This window comes from Levilactobacillus huananensis (assembly GCF_003946145.1).
GTDB lineage: Bacteria > Bacillota > Bacilli > Lactobacillales > Lactobacillaceae > Levilactobacillus > Levilactobacillus huananensis.
The window spans coordinates 37,237-62,957 of record NZ_RHOC01000004.1; the positions used below are offsets into that span (position 1 = coordinate 37,237).

The following is a 25,721-nucleotide window of genomic DNA, read 5'->3' on the forward strand; positions in this document are numbered from 1 at the left end:
AGTAACTATTTCCGCGTATTGAGTGCCGTAAATACATTGGCCGCAGCGGAAATCGCAGACAGCTTATTCGTGGATTGATTAACGGACAAATTTTCTTGCTGCAAAGCCAGCTGGTCATTCTGAAAGTCTTGATTTTCGGCAACGTTAAAGGCTTCCTGTAAGGTCGTTGCGCGATTTTCATTAACTAAATGAATCAAACGATCAATCGTCCAGAAACTATAGAACTTATCAGGGAAATCAGCTTTGCCGTCAATGTAGGACTGAGCTGACATCTCCTGCGTGATCTTTTCATTGGCCTGTTCCACAATCTGCGCAGCTAACTTCTTTTTCTTGAAATAGAGAATAATGGCATAAACCATACCACCCCAGCATGCAAACATTGCAATCACCCCAAGCACATTACCGGCAATATTGGTAGCAGCACCGGTAATAAATGGTAGCAGAATCATCAATCCAATGACAATACCGATTGTTTGTCTTTTGAGCGACTTGGTTTGAGCAGCAAATGCCTGCTTAGCCTCATAAGCATCGTGGCGAGCATCCTGCACGCCAGCAGTTAAATCGCGCTTTGCAAATAAATACTTTAAAATTTCTTCTTTTGTCAAAATGTCATCTTCTTCGTTTTTTATGTAAAACTAATCTCCAAAAGCATCCGTTAAATTTGTCGTGAACGTAACCAATTCAGACTCGGAAGTGACCACAGTCAGCCGTGCTCATCTGCCAGTCCTACACTGGATAACATCAAGAATAACCATCAGAAGTTTACTATCAGTCCGGTAAATTTCTGCGGCCCTTTCCCCATCTCGGTATTAAACAATCTGACCAAATCACAGATGAAGTTTAATCTATTCCTCGATTCGATAAATAATGCGCCACCTCCGGAAGATCAATACCATTGATCTTTATAGGAATTCTGACGCCTGATAACTTCATCCTGAAAAATTTGACTTCATCTTCACCACTCCAATCTCATTATTTTATTTTTTTAACATCATAACAGACCATACTCTACACTAATTAGAGTAGCAAATGTAGTGCCAAGGATCAATATCAACCATCACTAATGATCGACCAACATGCATTTGAGACGAAGTTACAATTAAAAAAGCATTCCTAAACTTAAGTAACAGGCAGGTGCTACCAACCCCCAAAAGAAATATACGCTATAGGGTGTGGATGAACAATTCACTGACACCATTTTTATTTACCAATCGACTAAAACCAGCCAAAACTGCAATAAGCGATATGTCTCTCCAAAGTCAGTTCACCAGGACTGAAAAAAAGATGCGGAATATTCTCCACACCTTTCGTATCTTATTCCATTTCATTACTAAATGTCACATTGGGAGTAGCTTAAGAACTTATGGTGGCACTTAGACCGTCACAATTCAAAAAAATGCCGTCAAATCGAGAAACAGCCAACATGGAATTGATAGTAACCAAGTACTTTTCTTGATTGTTGCGTGATGGTACCCGCTAGGAAAACTCTTATCCAATTAACATTTAATTTTAATTAATAGAAAAAGCGCTACGACCAAAGCCGCAGCGCTTCCGCTTAGATTAACATTAACGTGACACCTTTGATTGGCGTTAAGCTGTCGCCCAGGTCACCGAAAACCAGTTCCTTCTTGAAAACCGGTGAGTCGAGCGCAACCAAATTGGTTTTATCAAGGCTCAGATGATAACGGCCATGCTTATCCCGTTCCAAAGTATAATTAATAAATTCCTGTTCAGGGGCGTAAGTCGCAAAGTGGGCAGCGTAGTGACCGGTCTGATGGGAAACGACCAGACGAATCCCGTTTTCATCTCTAAAAATGTGCAAAATTGTTCACTCCTAAATTGATTGGAAATTATCTGGCTTTGGCAGAAAATAAAAAAGGAAGGGTCGCGCTCAGGTGCCCCCTTCCGCTATCAACACGTGGTCGATCGGTGGGGAGATCCGTGGCACGACTGGTGGCAACCACGGCCCAGCAGCAATCTTCGACGACCTCCGGGTACACAGTGATGCCAGCCCTACCAAACGTCAAACACGCTTGGCATCACCAGATAATTCCTCTATGTACTTCGATTGTACCATACTTACCCTGAAAAGATCAGTCGGGAGCGAAATCCCAATCACCCTCTCATTTTAGCTGCCCCTTGTCTGTGTGCGACAAACATGCTTCAATATGAATAGCGCTTGGCGACGGCTCACAGCCCGCCAGCAGATTCACCCAATAAAGACTATACTATTTCATAACGATTACACGTATGGAGGCCCTACAATGGCAAACACAAAAAACAGTCAGGCGGCAAAGATTCGCCAACAGATCATCAGCTGGCTTCAAGATCCGGCAGAAACAGAAGTCGTCTCCCAGGAAAAGTTTCCCGGGATTCGCGGGATTAGAGCCGTCAGCCTACGCCAGAAGCTAGGCGATCTTGGCTACGTCAACTCTGTCGTCATGGGGGCCGTCTCCGCAGCACCTTCGATAGACACACGCATCAAGAAAGCCGCCCGTAAGCCGCGCCAGGTCTTCTATTATTTCGACGGTGACCCCGATACCACCCCAGCCCCAACCAAACCGGTCGTCAACGCGACGACAAGCCAGCCTAAGCTAGCTTCGACTCCCGCAACACCACAGGCCGTGTCACCGGCTGTTAAAGGTCTCAGCGGCACCAGCGCCTTCCAGGACCTCTTGGCAACCAACCAAGCGCTCCACAACCAGGTCAACGACTTGTTGGATGCCGCTCAGCAACAGCGCCCCTTAGGCGACCTCGAGCTCACCTTCTTGACGGACTTTACGGCTCAGGTTGCTAAGCAAACCGAACTATTAGATGCCTTGGCGACCCAAGAACGTATCGACCAACTGCGACACTAAGCGCTTGCTCAGTCGTTAGCACACTGAACAAGGCCCTAAATAATTCGGTTTTTGAAACTTTTTCTTCAAAAAGTCTTGACTTTCCGTCCCGCAACCCTTATTCTTTTATAAATTACTTTTAAGGGGGACGATTGCTGTGGCATTACATGAAAACGATCGCGTCTTTTGTGAAAAGACCGAGCTCTTCTCAAACTCATTTTACGGCACCATTACCAAGATGTATGAACACTCTGCGATAGTTAAGGTTGAACCAAACCAGCTGTCAAAGAAAGAAACAGACAAAATCGACTCCTTCGGCGATCTCGTTGTGATTCGCCAAGCCGAACTTCAATTGGTCGACGCTGAGGGTCATCCCATGGATGAGCCTGAAGAAGACGAACCTTTAGAAGCAGCAGAATAGGACGTTAAGCAAGGGAATGTGGCAGCGGCCATATTCCCTTTTTTGTTTGCTTTTTCTGGCGAAGAAGCCCCTAACACCGCCTGACCGGAAACCAACTAGACAACTGGAATAGGTTTCCGAACCAAAGCCGGCCTTGGTGTAAATGCCGGATTCTCTAACAGCAACAGACGACTACGCCAAACTCAAGCCCAAAATAAAAGAGGTGTCAGTAACGACACCTCCCTCTGCACAGAACAGAGATTCCTTTGAGTCGTTTATTCGGGTTCAATAACACCAGCGATCTGTCGCATGAGCTCTGGGAGTTCTTCGACCAGCACATCACTAACGTGTTCCTCAACCTTTCGACCTCTGGCCGTGATTTGAAAAACATGGTAGCGGCGATCGGTTGGCAAGGTCTCATCCTGAATGAACCCACCATTCAACAATCGGCTAATCTGAATCGACACCATAGATTGGCCGACATTCAATCGCCGAGAAAGTTCACTGGTACTGATCTTTTCCGTCGCGAGTTCATGTAAAATCCGGTACTGTTCAAACGTAATTGCATCTCCACTGCTCGGTCGCTTGATAAAGGGACGCAGGAGCGAATTCAACTGGTGAATCCGGTCGACGTCCATGGCCAACTTATTGGCTTCCATCATGATGCTCTTCCTCCTCGTGACCCGGTGATATGCCGCACCGGTAGTCCTTAACATAGTCATAGGTAGTTGGCGATTCATGGGTAAAAAGCATAATCCCTTAAAGTTACCGCCCCTAAACATCCTACCATAGATAACTGACTATATTATAAACAAATCACATCTTAGCCAAATTTCTTTATTACCAAACTAATATGACCGGCACCGTTAGTGTCGCTAAACCCTATTATTCCGCCGTATGCCGCTCATCCTCGTACCTGTATTTACGGGTATCCCCATCGAGAACTTGACGGACCAGTTCTTCAACCTCTTCATCCGGAAGAATCATACCAACCTTACGCAAGAGGTCTTGGGCCAACCCAGCGTGGTGGGCCAATCGTTCTGCCATAACCTCTTCGGAAGCCATCACATAATCGAATTGCTTGTCGTTGTGATGCTGGTTGTCGGCGAAGTCTTGTCTGCGTGACTGGGCCTTGAAGAGGCCCCGGGCCTCGTTGATATGCGTCCATAGTCTGTCTTTGGTATCGCAAACAATCATCTCCATTCCGTTCTTTAACTGGACCTTGACCTTCCCCTTGACGCCAAATGAATTAATCTCGTCAATCAGGTGGCCGTTAATCCAGCTGTGATGACCGCCCTTCTGGGGCTTGTCGGTTGGGACCATCAAGAAGCGGCCGACAACGACTGGGTAGGGTTGCGTCAGGTGATTTTTCTTAGCCTCATGCGCAATGTCAAACCTCGTCTGTCCAGCGGCCGCACGCCCTTTGTTAATCACCTTCGTGGGAGTCATATCCGTCCTGAAGATGTGATCATTCGCCCAGACGATGGTTTGACGCTGTTGTCGCGTGGTACACATGTTCTTGGCAAAGACAATATTGGGCCAATCAAAATCACTATCGGTGCCTGGATAAACATCGATCACATCATCCAGGGTTAACTTGGTCGTATCAAGGACGCCTGTCTCTTGAATCTGCAGCCGTATCTCGGGCCGTAGACCCTTGATGTGACTAAGAGGTGAATACTTCAATGGCTTGCTCCAGTGGTCATTTTGGCACCTTAAATAATTACCATGGTTGGTCCCTACCCACGTACATAATGGCATGAAACACGAATGATAGCAAGAAATATACTCAACTTGTATATAAAAGAAATATCAGCGTAATAACTGACATAAAGCGGTCTAAACGATGTCTACCGGTAATTATTATGCCAGTTATATACGAACTATAATCTATTTTATACAATTTAAATCCGTTTTCTCACCTAATCTTCACCCAACTCTCGCATTCGCTTGGTATACTCGACAAAAATGAAGGGACTGGTCATCATGCAAGACCCCAAAACACCCGTGAATTCGCTAGGAAAAATACTGACTCTAACACGTCTGATTCCCGGGAATGGTGTTCCCGTGTTCTTCGTCGCACGCAACCTAGACATCCCCGAATGGTACCTGCAAGGCCTCGAGGACGATAAGATCCCCCGGCCTAACATTGACCGCCTCGCGCTGGTTCTGTTGACTTATGGCCTCACGCTCGACCTGCTCGATACCTACCAGATGGACCCGGATCTGACCACGACCCTCTTCAAACGCGGACTGCGTCATAACCAAGAACTCCGTAACATGGACCTGGGCGAAGAGATCGACTGGCCCGACACCGCGGCTTTCGCTCAAGGCTACGGAATCATCAGTATGACCGACAAGGCTGATCGCCATAACTATGCCGATATTCTGCGCTGTCTACGTCAAGAATTCGACGCCACGTCGATTCCAACTGCCAGCCAACGCTATGGGGTCGCCCCAATCATCTACTGGCAGATCGAGGCTGCACGGATACCGACACCCGCCAAGATCATTGCTGATCTGAAGACACGCCTACACGCAGACGACCTGACCCCCTTCTTAACGACTTCTGACCTGTACCAGGCGATCTCCCAACAGTTAGAGGAAGACCAGGATAATTTACCAGCATCTCAGTCATAAGTGCTTAGACGCAAATTTAGGGGGATTAGAATCGACATTTGTCGATTAGTGTCCTAATTATTTATATATTCATAACTATGAAACATCATCTTTCGAAAAAATTTCGTAAAAAAAGGCCCCCCGCGGGGTGGCCTTTCAGTTTAGAAATTAGATTTAATTAGCTGGCGTAAAGTCACCAACAGAAGTCGTTGACGTTACGAAGCCCTTTTGAGCATTGTAATAGATAGTTGAAGCAGTACCACCAAAGACAGCATCCGTCGCATGGTTCAACGTGAATTTGTAAGCAATGTGCTTAGTACTATCCTTAGGATCTGTCTTCTCAGTGACAACAGTGAAGTCGCCAGCACCATCGGCCTTCAAGTGGGTTTCGATATCACTTGCAGTGGCAGCTAAACCACTAGGTTGCTTAAAGAAAGCGTCAGCTTGGATAGCTGTGTTAACAGCCGTAGGGAACTTCAGTGAAGTTTGTGCATCAGCATCAGCATCGCCGTTGTAAACCTTCAAAGTCGTTGAAAGCGTAACAGAGTTGTTGGCCGTAACGTAAACCGTCACAGTCGTATCCTTAGCATAAGTATCTGCAACATTACCAAAGGTTGTGTCAGCATCCTTACCTGCTAAAGTGTAACCTGCTGGCTTCAAGTTTTCAGCTTGAGTGTATGCATCAGCTTTAGCTAAAGTCGTAACATCCTTAGCATAAGCGTAAATCTTTGAGTCAACCTTTGTACCGGTACTCTTGTTAATGTAATTGAACGTTACACCATCTTTAGCAGAAGCGTCAGTAGCAGGCTTAGTCGCTGTCAAAGCCTTGTAGTAGATGTAACCATTAACTTCAGGGTTCTTAGCGTCCTTAACGTAGTAGTAAAGCGTACCTTCACGAGACTTCTTAACAGCCTTCGTCACTATCAATTCGTCGTTAGCGTAGGCCGTGGTGTCACTAACCTTCGTTGAGGCACCGTATTGGGTGTAACGAGGTGCTGACCAAGTCACGTTTTGAGTCCCTGGCTTAGCGAAGTACATCGTGGTTGTTGAAGGCATAGTAGCGTTCTTAGTCGTTGCGGCCTTCTTGATCCCACCGGCGAAAGTCCCCTTCTTCGTTCCACCGTACACGAAACCACGGTACTTACCATCCATAGAAACAACCTTGTAGTAGTATGTTCCCTTGTTGGTCTTAGCCATTTGGTAAGCCCGGAAGTATTGCTTGGACTTCTTGGAAGTTCCAAACTTCTTCATAGAAGTCTTGGAAAGAACCTTCTTGGCACCCTTTACAACACCTGGCTTGGTGTATAAAGCATTCTTACCATTTGATTGAACGTTACGCTTGGAACCTTTGTAACTCAGGTTAGTCGTCGACGTTACCTTGGTTTTCTTAGCAGCTTGAGCGGTCGTTGCTGAAACAGCACCTAAACTCAAAACAGCTAAACCAAGAAATAATGACTTGGTTAAACGTGATTGCATGTGTTTATCTCCTCTGGAATTAAGTAATTTGTTACCGCTAACTAGTATACCAAATTAAGCGCTTAAATTACCGATCATTCCCAAAAATTAATAAGTCTCGATGGCCTAGTGCCAGAACACAACAAAAAAGTGACCATCTCTGGCCACTTTTGGATCAGTCATTTGAATTAGATTATGCTTGCCAGCTGTTATCACCGGTCGTTGTACCAGTACCCTTACCTAACACAAGCTGTGCCGTGAAGGTTGCCTTTAATTCATCACCAAAGTGCTTGTTCCAGTTATCACCCGTGAAGCTCGTTGCGTCGATGCTGAATTCGTAGTGATACTCGACCCCAGCCTTATCTTTATAAGTCTGCAGGCCTTTAGCGCCGGTAGTAAAGCCACCTGCAATAACACCAAGCTTGCTTGAAACCGTTGCTGTAGGTTCTCCAGTCAAGGCTTTGATTGCATCAGCTGATAAGGCCATCTGAACATCCTTACCCGTTAATTTGGCACCCTTTTTCAATGGGTTAATCACATCAACTGCTGTCGTCGCATCAGCCTTAGGCGCTTTTCCATCTGATGGTGCAGCGGAAACCGTGTTCATCACATTACCAACAGCCATCGAAATCTTAGAGGTTGCCGCAGCCATAATATCCACATAGACGGTGTTACCGTAGCTAGCACCCTTAACCGCATCTGCAATCGTCGTGTCAGATTGCGCTCTGTACCCACTAGGTAACTTGCTCTTAAGGACGTCAGTCAGTGTTTGACCAGAAGCGTTCTTGGCATCATTAACCGCTTGCCCAGCCACAGTCTTCTTATCCGCCGTCGTCCAAGTAGCCTTAGCCACTTCTGCCTTCGTCTTAGCATCACGGTATTGAATCGTCACGCTGTTGTCATTCGTGGCTGCTTGGTCGGCAACGTTGACCGTCAAGCCACCGAATTCAGTGGTCGTGGCGTCTTTGTAGCCTTCACCAGCGTAAATCCAACCAGAGATAGAAGAGTCGCTCTCAGCGGTCACGTAGTAGTATAACGTGCCTTCCTTACTCTTCGTCACAGCCTTAGAAACCTTGAACGTGTCGTTCTTGTTCAAACCGTAAAGACTAACACGATGGGCTTTGTATTCAGTGTTCTTAGGTGCTGTCCACAGCGTGTTCTTGTTAACGTTACGCAAGTGGAAGCCAGTCGTCCGTGTTGGCATCGTAGCCTTGTGGGTCGTCGTTGCTTCTTGAACACCACCAGTAAAGGCCTTTTGGACGCGACCCCCATAGATGTAGCCACGGTACTTGCCATTCATGGAAACGACTTTGTAGTAAACCGTGCCCCGGTTTGTCAATGCCATGTGGTAAGCGCGGAAGTAATCAGCGGAACGCTTGGAAGCGGCGAGATTTTTCGCTTTGGCTTTGGAAACTACTCGCTTGGCACCGTTCACCGTTCCCGGCTTGGTGTAGATGGCATTCTTTCCTGTTAGTTGAACGTTTTGACCATCCTTACCCAGTGAAACCTTAGACACAATCTTGGCCTTAGAAGCGGCATTTGCCGTAGTCGGTGCAATAACGCTGTTGGCAACGCCACCCAGACTCAGTGCGGCCAGACCAACGTAAAGTGATTTTGCTAGAATCGATCTCATTGTATTTTTCTCCCCTAGAAAAGTAATGTGGTTGAACACGATTTAGTATAGCAGGTGCCCCGATCAATGGAACCCTTGCGGCAAAATTCACTATGTTAATCATGATATCAACTCAACGAGCCTTTCATAAAAGTCGCAACTAACGCCAACAAAAAAGGCGATCGCCGCCTGGCAATCACCCGTAAATTTATTTTTAAATATGAGAATTACTCTCATACATGGCAAGTTTTCCCAGGAGACTTTCGGCATTAACCTCAGTCTGACGACAATGTTCTCGAATGATTGCTGGGTGCCGCCGCACCATACCCGCAAAAGCCTCTGGATTCAGTAACCAGCGAAGCTTAACCTCCTGCTCATACGGTTGAAGCGCCATATTGGCCTCAATATCTGCCAAGAGACTGATATCCAGGCCTAAGGCAATCGCCGCCTCCGCCTGTGTCAATCCCAGATGCTCGCGGGCCTCACGAATCGCCGCAGGCTCCATGAAATGATATTGACGGCGATAGATGGCAAAATCTGTGCGGAAATTGTAGTCAGGGTCGTCCACCGGTTCTAGGTATTCCTCCTCGTCCTCAACATCTGCACTCACCGGTACCCAGTAACGGTGAATATTGGCAATTGGCTCACTAAAAATCATCACCTGTTCCGCCACCTCGATCACGTGAAAATCCACTGGCGCCCCGGTCGTATCCGGATGGCTGACCTGCGCAATAACTTTAACCATGACTCTGACTCCCCTTCCCAAAGCTCCCATCGTGTCCGTGTACATTGCTTGCGTCTTCCGATCAGTAAGCAACTTGACCCCACTATACAGGAAAATTCCCGAAGACTGGTCAGCTATGCCCTATAAATAAATTTATCGCTAAATAACCTCGTCATACGCCAATTACGACATTCATGCCAATAACTTTATCATGTTGGGTTAATGACCCCACGCAACTAGCGTTTAGTAATGGTTCCCTACGCCAAACGTGTTACGCTTCAATTGCTCCTACTAAGACCCCCAAACGGGCAGAGCATGGCGAACTATCACGAGCTAAAACGGGAAAGAAAGTGATTTTATGCCTCTGACCATAATCAACAGTGAGGTAGTAACCGCGGTATCTTATGCCGAAGGCTGCGGACTATTGGAGGTACGCCTCAAGAATGGTCAAATTCGCGTCTACTGCAATGTTACCGAAAAGACCTTACTGGAGTTTTTAGATGCTGATGATGTCGATTATTTCTATGACGACGTGTTGTGTCACCATTCGTATATTGTGATTGAATAATAATTACCCATTCTAAAAGGGCTAACTACACGCAAAAAGCCTCTTAAATGGGCACCCCAAAAAAACTACCAATCGCTGACCCTTGCCTTGGTAGTTTTTACTTCTTAAATAGATCTTGATATTCACGCTTCGTCATGCTGTCATTTACACGATCTTCAGTTTCTTGATTGCGAATATATTTTTCTATTGTCCTTTGGTTCAAACCAACTGTACTCACGTAATATCCACGAGCCCAAAACTTTGATTTACGTAATTGTACTTTAAATTCGTATGGCGTTCATGAATTATCACGGCACTTCGCCCTTTCAAATACCCCATAAGACCAGCGACACTCATCTTAGGTGGAATTCTAACCAGCATATGGATATGGTCTGGCATTGCATGTGCTTCAATAATCTCAACATCTTTTAACTCACACAACCTTCTTAATATTATGGCCAATATCTGCTCTTAACTCTCCAAAAATAACTTTTCACCGATACTTGGGGCAAAAGATTATGTGGTACTTACAATTCCATCTAGTATGTGCTAAGCTACTATCGTCTTTGGACTTCTTAGACATGTAAAACACCCTTTCGATACTATTTTTTGTTGGTTTCTGTTAAATAGTATATAGAAAGGGTGTTTTGGGCCAAAGCCTTTTTCACCCCCCCACAAGTTTTACTTGTGGGGGTATTTAACCTAATTAATAGAAAAAACCCGATTCCGTATGGAATCGGGCCTTTCTCAATACAAGCACAAATCAATTATTAAAAATTAGTTTGCGGGAGTAAAGTCACCAGTCGAAGCTGGATTTTCAGTTACACTACCCTTAACAGCAGTGTAGTAAACGTTAGAAGCTGAACCGAAGGCACCTTGGTCAGCACTCTTGATAGTGAATTGGTATGCAGGTTGCTTACCGTTGACAGCTGCATCCTTAGTCTTAACAGTGAACGTGTTAAGCTTATCAGTAGTCAATTGGGCAACAATGTCAGTACCGCTCATAGTAAGGCCTTCAGGTTGAGTAAATGCCTTGTCCTTGGCAACGATAGTGACAGGGTCAGTATCTGCACCAGTACCTGCCCAGAATTCAGTCAACAAGCCTTGTGCATCGGCACCAGCACTTTGGTTATCAACAATTGGAGTAAAGGTCATAGCCTTGGCTTCGTTAGCAGTTACATATACGAGAACTGAACTGCCCTTAACAACTGAGTCAGTATCACCATTGACAGTTGCGTTGCCGTAACCAGCAGGGATATTGTTCTTGTCTGAAACAGCCGTAGCAAGATCTGCTGCAGTCATACTTGCAGCACCCTTCAAGTCAAGTACCTTAGAAGATACTTCCTTGGCAGTGTTCTTGTCAATGTACTTAACAGTGATACCATTCTCAGCTTGAACTGCATCACTAGCAGTAGTAGAAACTGCACCCGCGTAAATCCAACCACTTACAGTTGGGTGAGTAGCATCTTCAACATAGTAGTACAATGTGTTTTCACGAGTCTTAGTCTCTGCCTTAGTAACAGTTAACTTGTCACCGGCAAATGGAGTCGTGTTGATAACACGTTGTGAAGCCTTGTGTTCAGTGTACTTAGGTGCAGTCCACGTAACATTGTGAGTACCAGGGTTCTTGAAGTAAACCGTCTTGTTAAGCATTGCATCAGTAGTCTTAGGAGTAGTGGTTTCAGCCTTAACGATTCCACGGCTGAATTCGCCTTCCTTTTTACCAGCGTAAACATAACCACGGTACTTACCATTCATGGTAACGACCTTGTAGTAAACGGCACCCTTGTTAGTAGTAACCGTACGGTATGCCCAGAAGTAGTCAGCTGACTTACCTGAGTTAGCCAACTTCTTCATCTTTGCCTTAGAAGCAACTACCTTAGCACCCTTAGTAGTACCAGGCTTAGTGAATAAGGCGTTGGTACCCGTTGATTCAACGTTAGTGTCATCTTTAGTGACAGTCAAATCGGTTTCGGCACCGGCTTTAGCATATGACTTTGCAGATGCGTTAGTTGAAACAGCAGCTACAGAAGCAAAGCTAAGAGCAGCGAGTCCTAAATAAAGAGATTTCTTTAAACTGGATTGCATAATTTTTCTTCCTCCAAACATAATATATGTAATTTATCAAGCAAGAATAGTATAACTGAAGTTAGCGTATTTGTTAAGAATTATATTCCACAAATTGTTAACCGCCATTAGCTATCCCCTAACTACGACATTGATTATAGACGGATAAGTCCCGTTTAACAAGGATTTGCCCTTCTTTGTCGTTGGAATGAAACAATAAGCCCCTCTTTGTAATATTCTTGTCATCTAAGTTAAAGTTATCACACGTTATTAAAATATTAGTAACGCACTGGCTGATTCCATAACATATTTTGCATTTTTTTAAAGCTTAATGTGTCGTTAAGGAAAGTCACTTTACTTGCAAAGACTGTCCCTCGGATATACACTGTGGTCAATTAAATGAAAGGGGGTGATGCTTTTTGGCAACTGGAAATAGTTACCTCAAAGTGATCGCTTCCGCGGAGAACGGAAGCAATTAACCACTTTAAGGTGAGCGTCGGCGAAATCATTCGCCGGCGCTTTTTGCTATATAAAGAGTGCGCAAGCAGGCCGCTAGTCAGTGAGCATTAACGTCAATAACGTGAGTGACCCGGGCTTGGTTACTTGCGTTATTGGGGTTACGCGGAGCTGACTGCCTGCTGTAGCACGTTTCGACCATAGATACTGAATGCCACCCGTAAGGCCTGAGAGCACCAACTCTCAGGCCTTTTCTGATCCAAAGGTCACTCCCAATCCGCCTCCAAGTCAAAACCAGCTACCGTAATTTCTCTAAACACCTATCTAAATCCCACTATTTATAGCAAGTAACGGCGTCACGCCCCACCTCCAGCTAACTGATCCCTACGCCTCATCACCCCATCACCAAATCAGCACAACAAAAAAACGACCGGCACCCCTCACCCACCAATCTTCTCAGTGGGTAAAACGATCACCGAATCGTTCTATCTTTTCCTATATTAAGTTCATTTTCGGTACCACGTTATCACGTTCTAGACCACGGGCTTAGCCGTATGCAAGGCCGCCTTAATCTGATCACCCAACCGGTGCATCCCCTCATCAATCGTTTCGGGTGCCAGGCCAGTGAAGCTCAGCCGGAATCCATTACGCACATTGCGGTCTGGATAGAAGTTGGTCGACGGCACGTAGCTGACGTGTGCTTGCGGGATAATCGTCTCACTTAACAGCCTGTCGGCATCGAGTTCCTCGGGTAAGGTGACCCAGTTGAAGAAGCCCCCCTCGGGCCGCGTAAAACTAACCTCATCGGGGAAGTAATCCTCGAGAGCTTGAATCATAGCGGCACACTTCCGCTGATAGTCGGCCTTCAAGATCCCAACGTGAGCATCGAGATCGTTGGCCGTCAGATAGGCATCAACGGCCGCGTGAACGATGTTATTGGCCTCAAGGTCACTGGCCTGGCGTGCCCGCAGAATTGCCGTCAGGAGGTCCCCATCGGCCACCAGCCAGCCCGTCCGCAGTCCCGGCATCAGAATCTTAGACATACTGGAGACGAAGATCACGCGTCCCTCGGTATCGAAGGCCTTGATGGCTGGCAGTGGCAGGTGTTCATACCCGAGGTCGCGATAAGGCGAATCCTCGAGAATCACGAAGTCATACTTATTGGCTAAAGCCACCAACTGCTGGCGCTTGCCCACGGTCATAGTGATCCCCGTTGGGTTATGATAATCCGGCACGGTGTAGAGTAACTTGATATTCGGATGCTGCCTCAGGGTATCTTCCAATGCATTCAGGTCGATCCCATCATCTTGTAACGGCACGCCGTAATACGTTGGGGCATAGAGGTCAAAGGCAGCCAAGGCCCCGACATAAGACGGCGCCTCCACGACGACCTCATCGCCAGGATTCAACAATGTCTTGGCAACCAGTTCGAGCGCCTGTTGGCCACCCACGGTTAGGACCACGTGATCCCCGGTGGTCTGGACCTGGCCCCACTTGCCAATTCGCCGGGCGAGCTGATCGCGTAACCCAGCGTTGCCTTGGGCCGTCTGGTATTGAAATAGGTGCGCACCTTGGTTTCTAATCGCGGTGTCAAAGGCCGTGCGCATGGCCTGGACCGGGAAGAGGTCCTGGTTAGGACTCCCGGCTGCAAAGGAGATGGCGCGTGGGTCATCATCTTTCGTGAATAGGCCACTTAACGCCGACGGAACATCTGGATTAACGCGTTGTGCTAACAAGTCTTTCATCATTGAGCTCACCCTTTCTAGTCGCGTCCAGCCCCTACCAGACACGCTGACTACCCCTTAGGTGTCGGAATATCCCAACCACCCAATAAAAGCTTCCTGGCTTTCACAGAGTATGATAGAATACCCGTGACAGAAAAACGAGTTCAACTATCTCGAAATTGCGTGAATGTAATTCATCTTAACCAATCGGAGGGGGTCACGCACCATGTTACCATTTGCATATCGGGTCTTTCAGGCCATTGTTCAAGAACACACTTTTTACCGGGCCGCACAGACACTCAATGTGACGCCATCGGCCATCAGTCACTCGGTCAACCAACTGGAGAAGGAACTGGGCTTTCCCCTCTTCATTCGGAATCGATCCGGCGTCGAACTCACCACAGACGGCCAGAGCGTCTTACCACTGATTCAAGCAATCATCAATGCCGAGGATCGGCTCCAACAAGCCGCCGCTAATATCCACGGTCTCAATGCGGGATCGGTGCGCATCGGGGCGTTCTCCTCGGTCTGCATCAACTGGCTGCCACCGATCATCCGCCAGTTCCGTCAGGACTACCCGCAGATCGCCATCAACGTTGAACAGGCTGGCTTCGGGGAGATTGCGGCGGCCGTCAAGACCGGCCGTCTCGACCTGGGACTGTCGGCATTACCCGTCTCTGAGAAGCTGACCGTCTTACCCCTAGTCAAGGATGCCATCTACTGCATCACGCCCAACGACTTCGTTCCCGCTAACCACACCACGGTGACGGCGGCCGACCTGGTCGATCAGAACTTCATCCTCCAACGAGGCGACTACGACAAAGATACCAAGGCCGCGTTGGACCACTACCAGATCCGGCCAAACGCCCTGCGCTTCTCAATCGACGACCAATCGATTCTGGCAATGGTCGAGGCCGGCATGGGCATGGGGATCTTGCCCGAGCTAGCTCTTGAACGCGTCACTGGGAACGTCAACGTCTACCCCTTCGACAAGCAGTTCTACCGGACGATCTGTCTGGTCGTCAATGCCGAACAGGCCAAGGCCCCATCAACGGCCAAGCTACTACGAGCGATTAACGACTATGTTGAAGCCACCTACCCGGATAAGGTCTTGACGCATAGTGCTGGGAATAATGACGCTATGTAGAAAAGAACAGTTTAGCTGATAAGCCAACTGCCTCTTAGCACACGTTTCAGCCATATACCTTTAGAAACACAGAAGCGCCTGGGACAAAATCCCAGACGCTTCTTTTAGTTTGTGCCGTGTAGCTTACCGGGCAGCCAGAACCAGGTTGGTGAAGGTGGTACGCTGGTCGATCGTCATCTTGTGCGTCTCCACCAAAGCGCTGTCCACGTCGACCCAGCTATTCCCATCATTGTTGGACCAGATAATGTCAGGCTCGGTCATGGGGTCTTCGTCGAGGCCTTCAGGGGTGAAGATGGTGAGATCTTGGGCGAGACGCGTGACCTCGACATCGGTCAGCGTGCCGGATAACCAGGCGGTGGCTATGGAGAGTAGGGAAAGTTTGGTGTTTTTCATTGCGGCACTCCCCTCTTTTAATTTTGCTTATGGATTAAGTATAGTTTTTTGACTGACCAATATAATTATGTTTGGTCCCCACTACGGTCAAATCAACAGACCTTAGACCCGAAGATTTACCAGACAGCCTAGGGGGTGGGGTCCCTACTACAGTCAAATCAACGGACCTTAGACCTGTTAAATTTTATTCACTTAACCATAGCGCTTACGGTGAACAATTGTCCTGGATAAGCTCAAAGTACAAACCTAAACGGTGGCAGTTTATTTTAACCGTCGTTAACGACCGGATCGGCCGTAGTAATAATTCATTAACACTTACCCTTAGCTTACTACCACTTAAAGAGTTGAACAACACTCAGACATCCTGAATATATACATTTTCGCGTTTTACAACTATATTGAAATTTTTCTCCAAAAGCCAAAAAGGCGACCGCATCCCTCTCGGAGACCGGTCGCCCTTTCAGGTTGTGATTCAGCTAGACAGGGTCAGGTTAGGCCGTTGGTGCGGGCACAACCGGCGCGACCAAGCTGGTCTTGGTGGTTTCAATCATGTCGGCACTCACGGGTTCGGCGTACAGGTCACCGCCATCCTTAACGAACAACCGAGCGGCCGCAATCTTAGCCATGAGGGCTTCGATTTCCTTAGGCTTCAAATCAGTGTTGATGTACTTCAACCGGAGATGCTTGACGCGCTTATCGGTACCCTTAAAACTCATTTCTAGTGCTTTCATTGATGGAGGACTTCCCTTCTTCGTTGGCTAGGCGTTAGGCAACGGTGCTTTGCGTGGAGACGGTGGCAGTGCGAAACGTGAGGCCGGTTAAGGTCGCGAGCGTCGCGCCAAAATCAGCAATCTGCGTGGCTTCCGGGGCGCTGATGGCGTTTTGTAACGCGATCTTGACCGGATGGTCGCCGTCGTCGATGAAGATAAAGGTGATGGTCGTTTTCTTCCAGTTCGTTTGCATGGTGGTACTCCTTCCGTGGGACTGAATTTTGTAGGAGTTGGCTAACCCTTACACGACTACTAACGAATTTCGGCCCGATTTTTTCGCACCTTTTCGCCAATAACTTAAAGAAATCGGTCCGGTGGGGTTAACTGTTCAACCAATCGTCGGGTTAGTGAACGCCGCCAGCGATACACCGTCGCGACATTCACATCATGGCGCGACGCGATCTCGGCAATCGTCAGCTGATCAATTAAAGTCCCTACCAGAAAACGCCACTCGCCGGTCTTGCCGGCCGCCCCAATCAGCTTCACCAGATACATCCGATAGTCACTCAGGCCGATCTGCGCCAACACATCTTCATCCTTCGCCAGCGTCGCCAACAGTGTCGCCTGATCGCCGGGCGCTTGATAATCGTCTTGACGCCGATCCCGCCGCAGTTGGTCCGCCAGCTTCCACGTGATTTTCTGTTGCGCATAAGCCAAGAACTGGTGCGGCTTAGCTTCCGGATCATCCGGGAACTCGGCGTAGACCGTCGGAAAGAGTAGCCGAGCCTCTTGCAGGTAGTCCTCGTAATCCGCATGAGTGGGTGTCAAGTGCAGGCGTTTCAAGGCCCCATACAGGATCGCCTCGTGGTCGCCAGTAAATAAGAAGCGGTAAGCCGGTGTCACATCGTTGTCCATCATGAATCATCCCTTCTCGGTGGTGATCCATAGCGCTATGGTCAAGGCTTACCCTAACGGATTCCCCGAGCGTTGCCAAACAGGGGTTTGACGGTGATCTAGACCAATTCTGAGGCGACCAGTGGCAATGACTTACCCCACAAACACTCGTTCGCGGTGGTACGGGGTGAAGCGATTATTTGTCGGTCTGACGTTTGGCGACGTAATTACGTCGGAATTGCGCTGAAAATAAAGTTTAATTTTAACGCGGCACATGAAAACGGCACCCGAGAAGTTACCTCGGGTGCCGCTTTTTCGGGTGTTGGTGGTGGTTCTGAAACGTGCTTCAGGAGGCAGTCAGCTCCGCTTAACCCCAATACCGCAAGCGTCCAAACCCGGGACGCTCACGGTATTGACGTTAATGCTCACTGACTAACCGCCTCCTGAACCACTCTACTATGAGAAGAACGCCATCGACTGATAAACCAACTCACGGAACCGTGGCAAGTCAACGTCAAAGGCTACCGTCACGTTCTTATCCTTACCGGACACCTCGTCGTAATCGACGACGGTGCTCCCTAAGGACAAGCCATCCTTGGTGTCGATCGCAACGTGTTTCTTACGCGTCGTGAACAGCGTCGGGTCAATGATATAGGCCATCGCACAGGGGTCGTGCATGTGCACCCCTTCGACGTGGTCGGGACCCGCTAGAAATGGTGGCGTCGTGGTTAAGGCGAAGAATTTCAAAAGATCGGCCATGACCTTGGCGACGGGATTCCCGATATTTTCGATATGCGCGATATCCTCATCAAAAAGCTGTGCCTTCAGCGTGACATCCAACCCGAACATCGCCAGAGGAACCCCAGATTGCATCACAACTTCAGCCGCTTCTGGGTCGACATAGATGTTGAATTCGGCTTGTGGCGTAACGTTCCCACCGAAGCAAGCCCCACCCATGTAAGAAATCTGGGCAATCTTGGACTTCAGTTCTGGATGTGACAACAGGAAGATCGCCATGTTTGTCAGCGGACCCGTCGCAACCAAGGTGATGGGTTCATCTGAATTGCGCAACGTTTCTGCCAAGAGATCGTTAGCCGACTGCGTCAATGGTTCTTGGGTAGGCTCCGGTAATTCCGCCCCGTCGAGTCCCGTCTTCCCATGAACGTTTTCCGCAATAATTAGATCACGCAAGAGGGGCTTAGCGGCCCCCATGGCAACGGGAATATCCTCGCGGCCAGCCAAAGCCAAGAGTTTTCGGGCATTGTGGAAGGTCTTCTCTGGTCTTTGATTCCCAGCAGAAGTGGTCACGGCCACCAACTCAATGTTGTCGGCGGCTAGGGCCATCAGTAACGCCATCGCGTCATCGTGTCCTGGGTCACAATCTAAAATGACTTTTTGCTTTGCCATAACTTTAATTCCTCCTTGATTTCAGTGACTATTCAGCGTCTTTGATCTCTTCACGTGTCCGACTGTAGATGGTCTTGTGGAAAATAATGTAGATCGCTAAGGCGGCCAAGACGATGAATCCACCAATCATAAAGATGTTGGCGTAAGTCGACGCAGCGCCGGCCTTGGTCCCAAAGAGACTCCCACCGGACATCACGCCGGAGGACATCATCCCACCGAAGAGGGAAACCCCGATGGATCCCGTAATCGCTTGAATCAAATCATTCAGACCCAAGACACGGCCAGACTCTTCGGCTGGCACCGTTAACGTGGCCGTATCCACGATTGGGGAGTAGAAGAATGACGTCCCGAAGTAGTAGATACATGGTGCAATCAACAAGGCCGCAACCTTCCCGTAAGGAATCGCAAAGGCAATGGCGATTAACCCCAGACCCATGCTGGACAGGGCCAGGATAATCGACGTTGTCCGACCCATCTTCTTAATCAGAGGGCCACAGAAGCCCAGAACGGCGGCTAACAGAATGGACCAAACCAGTAGGGTTGAAATCTCGGCAGAGTCGATCCCGTAAACATTCAATCCAATCGCGTTCACCCCAGCATTTAGCGTGTAACTGAAGAAGTAACCGATGAAGATCACAGACATCGTCGCAATGAAAGCCGGATTCTTAAAGAATTCTGGCGTGATGAAGGGGTTCTTCGCCTTATTAATATAAACAATAAAGGCAATTAACGTGATCACGGATGCGGCGGCCCACCAGATGTTCATGTTGGTAAAGAACATGGTCACGGCACCGGCGAATAACCCAATCAGGGTAAACCCAATCCCATCGACCTCGGCACCTTCAGCGTGCTCATCTGGTAAGTTCCGACTCAACGATGGCAGGAAGAAGATCGCCACAATCGGCGCAGCGAAGAGCCAACGCCAGTCAATCTTTTCCACGTAACCAGCCAGCACAACCCCTAAGGCAGCGGAGAACCGGAACACGGCCACGAAGATTTGATAATAGATAACTCGACTCACTTTTGACACATACTTAGACACCAGCACCAGGAAGACTGACCCGGCCACTTGGCCCCCCGCCGACTGGAGGACTCGCGCAATCACCACAGCCCAGATGTTCACGGGCCCCAGGATAAACCCAATGGCGGACCCGATCACGAGGAGTAACGTCCCAAAGATCGTCATTTTCTTCAAGGAAACGAAGTCCCCTAAGGACCCATAAATCACACAGACAATCCCCAAAACAATCCCGGGAATCGACGTAATCAGTGGTGCCAAGGCTTCTGACCCCAATTGTTTCCCGATATTCACGAAGATCATCCCAAAGGCTTGTTGTTCCAAAATGCCTAACGTGAAAATAATTAAAATCAACGGAATGGCCTTTTTGGCCATCTTATTCATCTTTTCGTACTCTGCAGTCCCTTCTGCGGGAACTGGGATTCCTGTGATTTTTGTCTTCTCATCCACTGGTCGACACATCCTTTTCTAAAATAGCTGTCCGTCAAACGCTGATTGATAAATCCGGCGACAATCTTCTCGATTCAAGCGCACGATACCACCGATACACTGGTCATCGCCGCGAAAGGCAATATTGCCCAACATCCGTTCTGTTTCCGTCGTGGGAACGTCATAGTCCGCAAAGGACGTTGGCATCCCCAATTGTTTAAAGAAAGCCACGACCTGCTTAATCCCTTCGTTCGCCAGCTCCTGATCATTTTTACCGGCAGCCGGCACGTGGCAGACCTCGCGGGCAAAGCGGGCAAACCGATAGGGCTTCTGTCGACTGGCATAGGCCATCCAAGACCCCATAATAATGGCGATCGTCGCCCCATGTGGGGTGTCGAAGACGGCACTCAGTTCGTTAGCAATCTCGTGGGTCGCCCAATCTTGGGTTCGTCCCATCCCCACCGTATTGTTCTGCGCAATCGTCGCAATCCACATGAGTTCGGCGCGACTCTCATAATCTGCGGGATGGGCGAGAACTTTTGGACCCAAGTCAACAATGGTCCGAAGAATGCCTTCTGCCATGCGATCGACTACACCAATCTCATTGTCTGGTGAGAAGTAACGTTCGCACACGTGACAGAACATATCCACGATCCCACACGCCGTCAGAAATGGGGGCAGGGTGCTCGTGAGCTCCGGTGCCATGAAGGCCACCGCTGGTCGTACGATGGGGTCACTGACGAGAAGCTTCTGCCCAACCGCCGTGTTATTGACGACCGTGACGGCACTCGACTCACTGCCGGCCGCTGGATAGGTCACGAGTGAGGCTACCTTCACCGTAGCGGTCGGTGTCGCCTGGCCCGTGAAGAAGTCCCAGACGTCTCTGTCCGTGGCTGCCCCCAATCCGATCGCCTTAGCGGAGTCAATGGTGCTACCGCCACCGATCGCGAAGATCAGATCGATTTTTTGGGCCTTCACAATGGCGATCCCTTCACGCACCAGTGACAGCCGCGGATTGGGTTGTACCCCGGCTAACTCGGTCACCGCAATCCCGGCCTGCTTGAACTGGGCCCTTACCCGATCCAAAAGCCCGGTAGACTGGAGAAACGGCCCGCCATCGTGATGCAAGAGGACGTGATGCACGTTCATGGTCTGAAGCTTGTCCCCAATCTGGTCAATACTCTGGCGACCGAAGACGAAGTCCGTCCCAATCTGAATCTCAAAATCCTGTAGCATTCTCCTGCTCCTTTCCCAATAATTTTGCTTTTAGCTGAGCCACCGTTGACACACACTGCCACGGCCGCTGTTGCCGTAAGGCTGCCACATCACCATCTCCGTAGGTGACCCCCAAACACATCAGGCCATTCGCTCGGGCGGCGCTCACGTCCGTCCCCGAATCTCCTATGTAGAGGAATGGACCAGGGTAATGGGTGTCCATCAGAATGTGTCGAATGGCCGTCGTCTTGGTGGCCTGGGGGCCAAACCAATCGATGCCATAGACCGCGGTAAATAAGGACTGCCAACCCTTGTTCGCCACAATGCGATCCAATGCCGCTTGTGGCTTGAGGCTGACGACCACATTGCGAATACCACGATTCTTCAGGTCCTGGAGGAGATCCTGAATTCCCGGGTAAAGCCGCGTCTGGTCAAAGGTATTCAGCGTGCGATAATGCTTGGCGACTAACCGATCGAATTTAGCGAAATCTCGCTGATCCGCTCGCGGTTCCAACTGTTGAAACAACTGCTCTAATGGCCAACTTAAATGACTGGGATCCGCCGTGAGTGCCGCTGGTAATGTGGCGTTCAATGCCGCCGCAGCGTAGGCTACCGAGGCCCACACGTCTGGTGCTGTATCCGCCAACGTTCCGTCGAAGTCCCACAGGATGGTCCCCAATGTTGTGATACCCTCACCCCCTTAACTAGTGGTTGTCACTGACAGTCATGACTCTGTCAGCACGTGATCTTCTAAGAAAGCTTCGAGCTGGGCTTGCGTCGGACAAGCGCGACTTCCTGGCTTCGTCACCGTATAGCCCGACACGGCATTGCCTAATCGCAAGGCTTCGCGGAGCCCTTGATGCTGCAACATTGCCTTGATGAACCCTGCGTTGTAGACGTCGCCAGCGCCGACCGTATCGTCAACGGTCACCTCGAATGCGGGCACTGCGATCTGCCGGTCAGGCGTTAACGCCAGGGATCCCTGACTGCCGTTACGGACGACAATCGTTCGGTCATTTGTGACCAATGATCTGGCGTTGGTTATCCCATCCTGACTGTCACCCAAGTAGGCATATTCCTCCTCGCCCGAACCCAGGACGTAGGTGGTGTAGGTCAGAATTTCTTTAATCGCTTGTTCATAGCTTGGATCGAGCCGACCATTATCGACCCTGAGATTCAGGTCAAAAGACGTCGGAATGTTGTGTTCATAAGCTAATTTGAAGATCGCTATGATAGTCGATCGCGCCGAGGTGTCATAAGTGAGCGTCATGCCGGAAGAATGCACCCAATCTGCCTGTAAGACTTGGTTGTCATTCACTTTCGCCGGGTCCAATACCTTGAAGGACCGTTTCTCACGCGGCCATCCCCAAAGGTATCGTTCCCCCTGGTTATCGATAAAGGCGAAGACCCCGACCGTATTCCGTGTGGGGTCGACAATGAGTCCCGTCGTATCAATACCGCTCTTCCGAAAGTCTTCTTGCACGTAACGACCATACGAATCGTCCCCGATTGTTCCGATAAATGCTGTCGGCACATTCAAACGAGCCAGAGCCGTGGCGGTATTCGCCGCTGTTCCGCCGCCTTGTAGGCTGGGATTCTCAAAGTGAACGGCCGTTGGTTGCTCACGCGTCACCGTTGGGTAGTGAACCAGAATGTCGACATTGGCATCCCCCACAATTAGAACTTTAGGCATTTTGCGCCGCCTTGATGAACGCCTCAACCTTCTGCGGATCCTTGCAACGCAAGGTGTTGGCGCGCTCATCGTCGTAATTGGTCAGACTGAAGGAATCGACGCCGTAAGGATGGGTCAGGTGAATGGCCGCCGCCACGTTCTGATCGTCTAAGCCCCCTGCGATAATGCAGGGCACCTGGGTGCTATCAATAATGGCCGCGTCAATGTTCTGATCGTGAACCTCACCCGTTGCCCCAATATCGTCCGCGTCTGGCGTCTTGGTATCAATTAAGAAGAAGTCGGCCACCGGTTCATAGGCCTTCACGTAGTCCAAGACCGGTTGTTCGGCCAATGGCACGCCAGCCAAAACCGGTAACGCTTGCATTATTTTCAATCCTGGAAAGCGATCTTTTAGGATCTGAGCCTGTTTCGGGCTGATACCGTCAATATCTCCGGAAAGATGCATGACGTCCGGTAAGGCCAGCTTGAGGTCTGATGTAATTTCGTCGATATCTTCGGAAACCGTTAGGCCCACACGGACCACGTTGCCAGCAGTCGCCTCAAAGATCGCCTTGGCCTGGTCGCAGGTTAATTGTCCGGGGGTCCGCTTCACTTGACCATAGCTCACGCCGATGTGGTCGCCCCCTAAATCAATAACCATCTGCGCATCTGCAATCGTTCTAATGCCATAAATTTGCGTAATCATCTTTGCCACAATCCGTTACTTCCTTTCCGCTTCGAATGCCCGTACAAAGGCGTCCGTGGTAAATGGTGTTGCGGTGAACCCCACCGCTTGCGCTAATTGAGTCAGCGGCGGTGGCGTGATGAAGCAGGTCTTCAAGGCCGCCGTCTGAGAGAAGACGGCTTCCGGCGTCCCATCCAGCCGAACAGCGCCCTGTGACATGACAATCACCCGCTTAAAGTTCTGAGCCACAAAGGTCATATCGTGGGAAATCGTCACACAGAGTTTTCCTGCGGCTGTGAGGTGGCGAATCAGACGATTCAACAGGTGATCGCCGTGAACGTCTTGCCCACAGGTTGGCTCGTCAAACACCACCACATCGGGATTCATCATGATAATAGCGCCGATGGTACAGAATTTTTTCTGCGTGTCGTCAAGGTCGAAGGGATGGGTATCAAGTTCATCGGTCAACTCGACCAAGTCAGCGACCTGATCGATGCGGTGCTTAATCTCTGCCGGTGCCATCCCAATTCGTTTGGGCCCAAACTCAAATTCTTTCCGGACCGAATCTAAAAACAATTGGTCATTAGGATTTTGAAAGACATAGCCCACTTTTGCGGCCCATTTGGCGGTCGTCTGGGTGGTCACATCCTGACCGTCAATCAAGACGTGTCCGGAAGTCGGCGTCAAGATCCCATTGAACTGCTTCACTAACGTCGTCTTGCCGGCCCCGTTCTGGCCAATGATGGCGATGGGGTCCGTCCCAGCCAGCGTTAAGTCCACGCCATGCAAGATTTCATGTTCAGGATGATACCCGAAATGTAAATCCTGTAAGTCAATGCGCATGATTGAGCCCCTCCTTCACCAGTGCGACCGCCTGTTCTTTGGTGACACCTAATTCAGCTTTGATGAGGTGGCGCTGGGCCAAGGCCTGCGTGACCGTCGCATAAGCCGGGGGTTCGACCCCAAATTCGGCTAATCGCGGATCGCCGAAGACTTCCGCGGGCGTCCCCTGTAAGACTGGAGACCCTGCCGCCAAGACCAAGATTTGGTCGGCATACTCGGCGACTCGTTCCATATCATGGTCGACCATAACCACCGTTATCCCTTCATGATTGAGGCGCTTCACGATAGCAAAAATATCATCGGCACCCATAGGATCCAATTGTGTGGTACATTCATCCAGCACCAAAATCTTCGGTTCTAGAATGAAGGTGGACCCAAAGGCCACGCGTTGCGCCTGACCACCGGACAAATCAAGCGGATTCTGGTCGAGTACCTGATCGATCCGCATTAATTTGGCCACGGCCGCAACTTTCTTCACCATCTCTTCACGAGCGACCCCGCGGTTCCCCAACCCGTAAGCCAATTCCTCGGCGACCGTTGAGGCCGTGTACGAGAGTTGATTAAAGGGATTCTGGAAAACCAGACCAATCTGTGACGATAAATCCGCAATGGACTGGTCTAAGATACTCTGGCCGTTGACACGGACCTCTCCGTCCATCTTGCCTAAAAAGTAATGGGGAATCAGCCCCACGAAGGTATTACACAACGTGGATTTGCCCACACCATTGCCGCCAATGATACAGAAGAAGCTCCCCTTGGGTACCGAGAAACTAACGTGGCTTAACGCCGCGTGGGTCGTTTGCCGGTAACGAAACGACAGATCCTTCACTTCAATTGCTAACTCGTCCAACGCGCTTCCCTCCTCGT

26 protein-coding genes and 1 pseudogene are annotated in these 25,721 nt (G+C 49.3%); 5 read left to right on the top strand and 22 right to left on the bottom strand.

Going from position 1 to position 25,721, the window contains the following annotated elements:
- Positions 1 to 5 precede the first annotated feature (5 nt).
- Together EKM71_RS04665 and EKM71_RS04670 are read right to left on the bottom strand one after the other, a co-directional pair.
- A complete protein-coding gene (locus EKM71_RS04665; protein WP_125573494.1) occupies positions 6 to 605 on the bottom strand; it encodes a hypothetical protein in 600 nt (199 codons plus the stop codon).
- A 950-nt stretch (positions 606 to 1,555) separates the two neighbouring features.
- Positions 1,556 to 1,822: a hypothetical protein gene (locus tag EKM71_RS04670; protein ID WP_125573495.1), complete on the bottom strand. Its 267-nt coding sequence runs from the start codon at positions 1,820 to 1,822 to the stop codon at positions 1,556 to 1,558.
- Positions 1,823 to 2,264: 442 nt separating this feature from the next.
- Here EKM71_RS04670 and EKM71_RS04675 point away from each other — a divergent pair, with 442 nt between their 5' ends.
- Positions 2,265 to 2,858: a hypothetical protein gene (locus tag EKM71_RS04675; RefSeq protein ID WP_125573496.1), complete on the top strand. Its 594-nt coding sequence runs from the start codon at positions 2,265 to 2,267 to the stop codon at positions 2,856 to 2,858.
- 136 nt (positions 2,859 to 2,994) lie between these two features.
- The gene (locus EKM71_RS04680) at positions 2,995 to 3,258 is read left to right on the top strand and encodes a hypothetical protein (RefSeq protein ID WP_125573497.1); all 264 of its coding nucleotides are present in this window, start codon (positions 2,995 to 2,997) and stop codon (positions 3,256 to 3,258) included.
- A 254-nt stretch (positions 3,259 to 3,512) separates the two neighbouring features.
- Here EKM71_RS04680 and EKM71_RS04685 read toward each other — a convergent pair whose 3' ends face one another.
- Both EKM71_RS04685 and EKM71_RS04690 read right to left on the bottom strand, forming a co-directional pair.
- The gene (locus tag EKM71_RS04685) at positions 3,513 to 3,899 is read right to left on the bottom strand and encodes a MarR family winged helix-turn-helix transcriptional regulator (RefSeq protein WP_125547434.1); all 387 of its coding nucleotides are present in this window, start codon (positions 3,897 to 3,899) and stop codon (positions 3,513 to 3,515) included.
- A gap of 223 nt (positions 3,900 to 4,122) precedes the next feature.
- Positions 4,123 to 4,923 (bottom strand): hypothetical protein, encoded by an 801-nt coding sequence (locus EKM71_RS04690; protein ID WP_164504721.1) that lies wholly within the window; start codon positions 4,921 to 4,923, stop codon positions 4,123 to 4,125.
- A gap of 300 nt (positions 4,924 to 5,223) precedes the next feature.
- On the opposite strand from EKM71_RS04690, the gene EKM71_RS04695 reads away from it, so the two are divergent.
- On the top strand, positions 5,224 to 5,877 hold the full coding sequence (locus tag EKM71_RS04695; RefSeq protein WP_164504722.1) for a hypothetical protein: 654 nt from the start codon (positions 5,224 to 5,226) through the stop codon (positions 5,875 to 5,877).
- 153 nt (positions 5,878 to 6,030) lie between these two features.
- On the opposite strand, the gene EKM71_RS04700 is transcribed toward EKM71_RS04695, so the two are convergent.
- The 3 genes from EKM71_RS04700 to EKM71_RS04710 form a co-directional block, all read right to left on the bottom strand.
- On the bottom strand, positions 6,031 to 7,332 hold the full coding sequence (locus tag EKM71_RS04700; protein ID WP_125573500.1) for a hypothetical protein: 1,302 nt from the start codon (positions 7,330 to 7,332) through the stop codon (positions 6,031 to 6,033).
- A gap of 172 nt (positions 7,333 to 7,504) precedes the next feature.
- Positions 7,505 to 8,944, bottom strand: coding sequence for an S-layer protein (locus tag EKM71_RS04705; RefSeq protein ID WP_125573501.1), 1,440 nt, complete (start codon positions 8,942 to 8,944; stop codon positions 7,505 to 7,507).
- 193 nt (positions 8,945 to 9,137) lie between these two features.
- The gene (locus EKM71_RS04710) at positions 9,138 to 9,668 is read right to left on the bottom strand and encodes a hypothetical protein (protein WP_125573502.1); all 531 of its coding nucleotides are present in this window, start codon (positions 9,666 to 9,668) and stop codon (positions 9,138 to 9,140) included.
- Between the two features lie 337 nt (positions 9,669 to 10,005).
- Here EKM71_RS04710 and EKM71_RS04715 point away from each other — a divergent pair, with 337 nt between their 5' ends.
- Positions 10,006 to 10,215, top strand: coding sequence for a KTSC domain-containing protein (locus tag EKM71_RS04715; protein WP_125573503.1), 210 nt, complete (start codon positions 10,006 to 10,008; stop codon positions 10,213 to 10,215).
- Between the two features lie 97 nt (positions 10,216 to 10,312).
- On the opposite strand, the pseudogene tnpA reads toward EKM71_RS04715, so the two are convergent.
- The 3 genes and pseudogenes from tnpA to EKM71_RS04730 all read right to left on the bottom strand — a co-directional run bounded on the left by tnpA (position 10,313) and on the right by EKM71_RS04730 (position 14,462).
- Positions 10,313 to 10,777, bottom strand: a pseudogene (gene tnpA, locus EKM71_RS04720) (IS200/IS605 family transposase).
- Between the two features lie 194 nt (positions 10,778 to 10,971).
- Complete coding sequence (locus tag EKM71_RS04725) at positions 10,972 to 12,282, bottom strand: hypothetical protein (protein WP_125573504.1); 1,311 nt, start codon at positions 12,280 to 12,282, stop codon at positions 10,972 to 10,974.
- A gap of 968 nt (positions 12,283 to 13,250) precedes the next feature.
- Positions 13,251 to 14,462, bottom strand: a complete 1,212-nt coding sequence (locus EKM71_RS04730) for an aminotransferase-like domain-containing protein (protein ID WP_191986180.1) — start codon at positions 14,460 to 14,462, stop codon at positions 13,251 to 13,253.
- Positions 14,463 to 14,667: 205 nt separating this feature from the next.
- Here EKM71_RS04730 and EKM71_RS04735 point away from each other — a divergent pair, with 205 nt between their 5' ends.
- The gene (locus EKM71_RS04735) at positions 14,668 to 15,588 is read left to right on the top strand and encodes a LysR family transcriptional regulator (RefSeq protein ID WP_125573506.1); all 921 of its coding nucleotides are present in this window, start codon (positions 14,668 to 14,670) and stop codon (positions 15,586 to 15,588) included.
- Between the two features lie 123 nt (positions 15,589 to 15,711).
- Here the strand turns inward: EKM71_RS04735 and EKM71_RS04740 are convergent, their stop codons facing one another.
- The 12 genes from EKM71_RS04740 to EKM71_RS04795 form a co-directional block, all read right to left on the bottom strand.
- Positions 15,712 to 15,981 (bottom strand): hypothetical protein, encoded by a 270-nt coding sequence (locus EKM71_RS04740; protein ID WP_125573507.1) that lies wholly within the window; start codon positions 15,979 to 15,981, stop codon positions 15,712 to 15,714.
- Positions 15,982 to 16,472: 491 nt separating this feature from the next.
- Positions 16,473 to 16,712: a DUF2922 domain-containing protein gene (locus EKM71_RS04745; RefSeq protein WP_125573508.1), complete on the bottom strand. Its 240-nt coding sequence runs from the start codon at positions 16,710 to 16,712 to the stop codon at positions 16,473 to 16,475.
- Between the two features lie 34 nt (positions 16,713 to 16,746).
- On the bottom strand, positions 16,747 to 16,944 hold the full coding sequence (locus EKM71_RS04750) for a hypothetical protein (RefSeq protein ID WP_125573509.1): 198 nt from the start codon (positions 16,942 to 16,944) through the stop codon (positions 16,747 to 16,749).
- Positions 16,945 to 17,048: 104 nt separating this feature from the next.
- On the bottom strand, positions 17,049 to 17,609 hold the full coding sequence (locus EKM71_RS04755) for a sigma-70 RNA polymerase sigma factor region 4 domain-containing protein (protein ID WP_225417991.1): 561 nt from the start codon (positions 17,607 to 17,609) through the stop codon (positions 17,049 to 17,051).
- Between the two features lie 432 nt (positions 17,610 to 18,041).
- Positions 18,042 to 18,992, bottom strand: coding sequence for a nucleoside hydrolase (locus EKM71_RS04760; RefSeq protein WP_125573510.1), 951 nt, complete (start codon positions 18,990 to 18,992; stop codon positions 18,042 to 18,044).
- A 28-nt stretch (positions 18,993 to 19,020) separates the two neighbouring features.
- A complete protein-coding gene (locus EKM71_RS04765) occupies positions 19,021 to 20,460 on the bottom strand; it encodes an MFS transporter (protein WP_225417992.1) in 1,440 nt (479 codons plus the stop codon).
- An 18-nt stretch (positions 20,461 to 20,478) separates the two neighbouring features.
- Positions 20,479 to 21,675, bottom strand: a complete 1,197-nt coding sequence (locus tag EKM71_RS04770) for an iron-containing alcohol dehydrogenase (protein WP_125573512.1) — start codon at positions 21,673 to 21,675, stop codon at positions 20,479 to 20,481.
- A complete protein-coding gene (locus EKM71_RS04775) occupies positions 21,659 to 22,333 on the bottom strand; it encodes an HAD family hydrolase (RefSeq protein ID WP_164504723.1) in 675 nt (224 codons plus the stop codon). Before EKM71_RS04775 ends, EKM71_RS04770 begins: the two co-directional genes overlap by 17 nt.
- Positions 22,334 to 22,378: 45 nt before the next feature.
- Positions 22,379 to 23,347, bottom strand: a complete 969-nt coding sequence (locus tag EKM71_RS04780) for a carbohydrate kinase family protein (protein WP_125573514.1) — start codon at positions 23,345 to 23,347, stop codon at positions 22,379 to 22,381.
- Positions 23,340 to 24,032, bottom strand: a complete 693-nt coding sequence (locus EKM71_RS04785) for a phosphoribosylanthranilate isomerase (protein WP_225417997.1) — start codon at positions 24,030 to 24,032, stop codon at positions 23,340 to 23,342. Before EKM71_RS04785 ends, EKM71_RS04780 begins: the two co-directional genes overlap by 8 nt.
- Before the next feature lie 15 nt (positions 24,033 to 24,047).
- Complete coding sequence (locus EKM71_RS04790; RefSeq protein ID WP_125573516.1) at positions 24,048 to 24,854, bottom strand: energy-coupling factor ABC transporter ATP-binding protein; 807 nt, start codon at positions 24,852 to 24,854, stop codon at positions 24,048 to 24,050.
- A complete protein-coding gene (locus EKM71_RS04795) occupies positions 24,844 to 25,704 on the bottom strand; it encodes an energy-coupling factor ABC transporter ATP-binding protein (RefSeq protein WP_125573517.1) in 861 nt (286 codons plus the stop codon). Before EKM71_RS04795 ends, EKM71_RS04790 begins: the two co-directional genes overlap by 11 nt.
- Between the last annotated feature and the right edge of the window lie 17 nt (positions 25,705 to 25,721).

Excerpts from the sequence above, each read along its gene's own strand:
- EKM71_RS04675 (WP_125573496.1), top strand. The coding sequence starts at position 2,265 with ATGGCAAACACAAAAAACAGTCAGGCGGCAAAGATTCGCCAACAGATC.
- EKM71_RS04685 (WP_125547434.1), bottom strand. The coding sequence starts at position 3,899 with ATGATGGAAGCCAATAAGTTGGCCATGGACGTCGACCGGATTCACCAG.
- EKM71_RS04695 (WP_164504722.1), top strand. The coding sequence starts at position 5,224 with ATGCAAGACCCCAAAACACCCGTGAATTCGCTAGGAAAAATACTGACT.
- EKM71_RS04700 (WP_125573500.1), bottom strand. The coding sequence starts at position 7,332 with ATGCAATCACGTTTAACCAAGTCATTATTTCTTGGTTTAGCTGTTTTG.
- EKM71_RS04705 (WP_125573501.1), bottom strand. The coding sequence starts at position 8,944 with ATGAGATCGATTCTAGCAAAATCACTTTACGTTGGTCTGGCCGCACTG.
- EKM71_RS04710 (WP_125573502.1), bottom strand. The coding sequence starts at position 9,668 with ATGGTTAAAGTTATTGCGCAGGTCAGCCATCCGGATACGACCGGGGCG.
- EKM71_RS04715 (WP_125573503.1), top strand. The coding sequence starts at position 10,006 with ATGCCTCTGACCATAATCAACAGTGAGGTAGTAACCGCGGTATCTTAT.
- EKM71_RS04725 (WP_125573504.1), bottom strand. The coding sequence starts at position 12,282 with ATGCAATCCAGTTTAAAGAAATCTCTTTATTTAGGACTCGCTGCTCTT.
- EKM71_RS04730 (WP_191986180.1), bottom strand. The coding sequence starts at position 14,462 with ATGAAAGACTTGTTAGCACAACGCGTTAATCCAGATGTTCCGTCGGCG.
- EKM71_RS04735 (WP_125573506.1), top strand. The coding sequence starts at position 14,668 with ATGTTACCATTTGCATATCGGGTCTTTCAGGCCATTGTTCAAGAACAC.
- EKM71_RS04740 (WP_125573507.1), bottom strand. The coding sequence starts at position 15,981 with ATGAAAAACACCAAACTTTCCCTACTCTCCATAGCCACCGCCTGGTTA.
- EKM71_RS04745 (WP_125573508.1), bottom strand. The coding sequence starts at position 16,712 with ATGAAAGCACTAGAAATGAGTTTTAAGGGTACCGATAAGCGCGTCAAG.
- EKM71_RS04750 (WP_125573509.1), bottom strand. The coding sequence starts at position 16,944 with ATGCAAACGAACTGGAAGAAAACGACCATCACCTTTATCTTCATCGAC.
- EKM71_RS04755 (WP_225417991.1), bottom strand. The coding sequence starts at position 17,609 with ATGATGGACAACGATGTGACACCGGCTTACCGCTTCTTATTTACTGGC.
- EKM71_RS04760 (WP_125573510.1), bottom strand. The coding sequence starts at position 18,992 with ATGGCAAAGCAAAAAGTCATTTTAGATTGTGACCCAGGACACGATGAC.
- EKM71_RS04770 (WP_125573512.1), bottom strand. The coding sequence starts at position 21,675 with ATGCTACAGGATTTTGAGATTCAGATTGGGACGGACTTCGTCTTCGGT.
- EKM71_RS04780 (WP_125573514.1), bottom strand. The coding sequence starts at position 23,347 with ATGCCTAAAGTTCTAATTGTGGGGGATGCCAATGTCGACATTCTGGTT.
- EKM71_RS04785 (WP_225417997.1), bottom strand. The coding sequence starts at position 24,032 with ATGATTACGCAAATTTATGGCATTAGAACGATTGCAGATGCGCAGATG.
- EKM71_RS04790 (WP_125573516.1), bottom strand. The coding sequence starts at position 24,854 with ATGCGCATTGACTTACAGGATTTACATTTCGGGTATCATCCTGAACAT.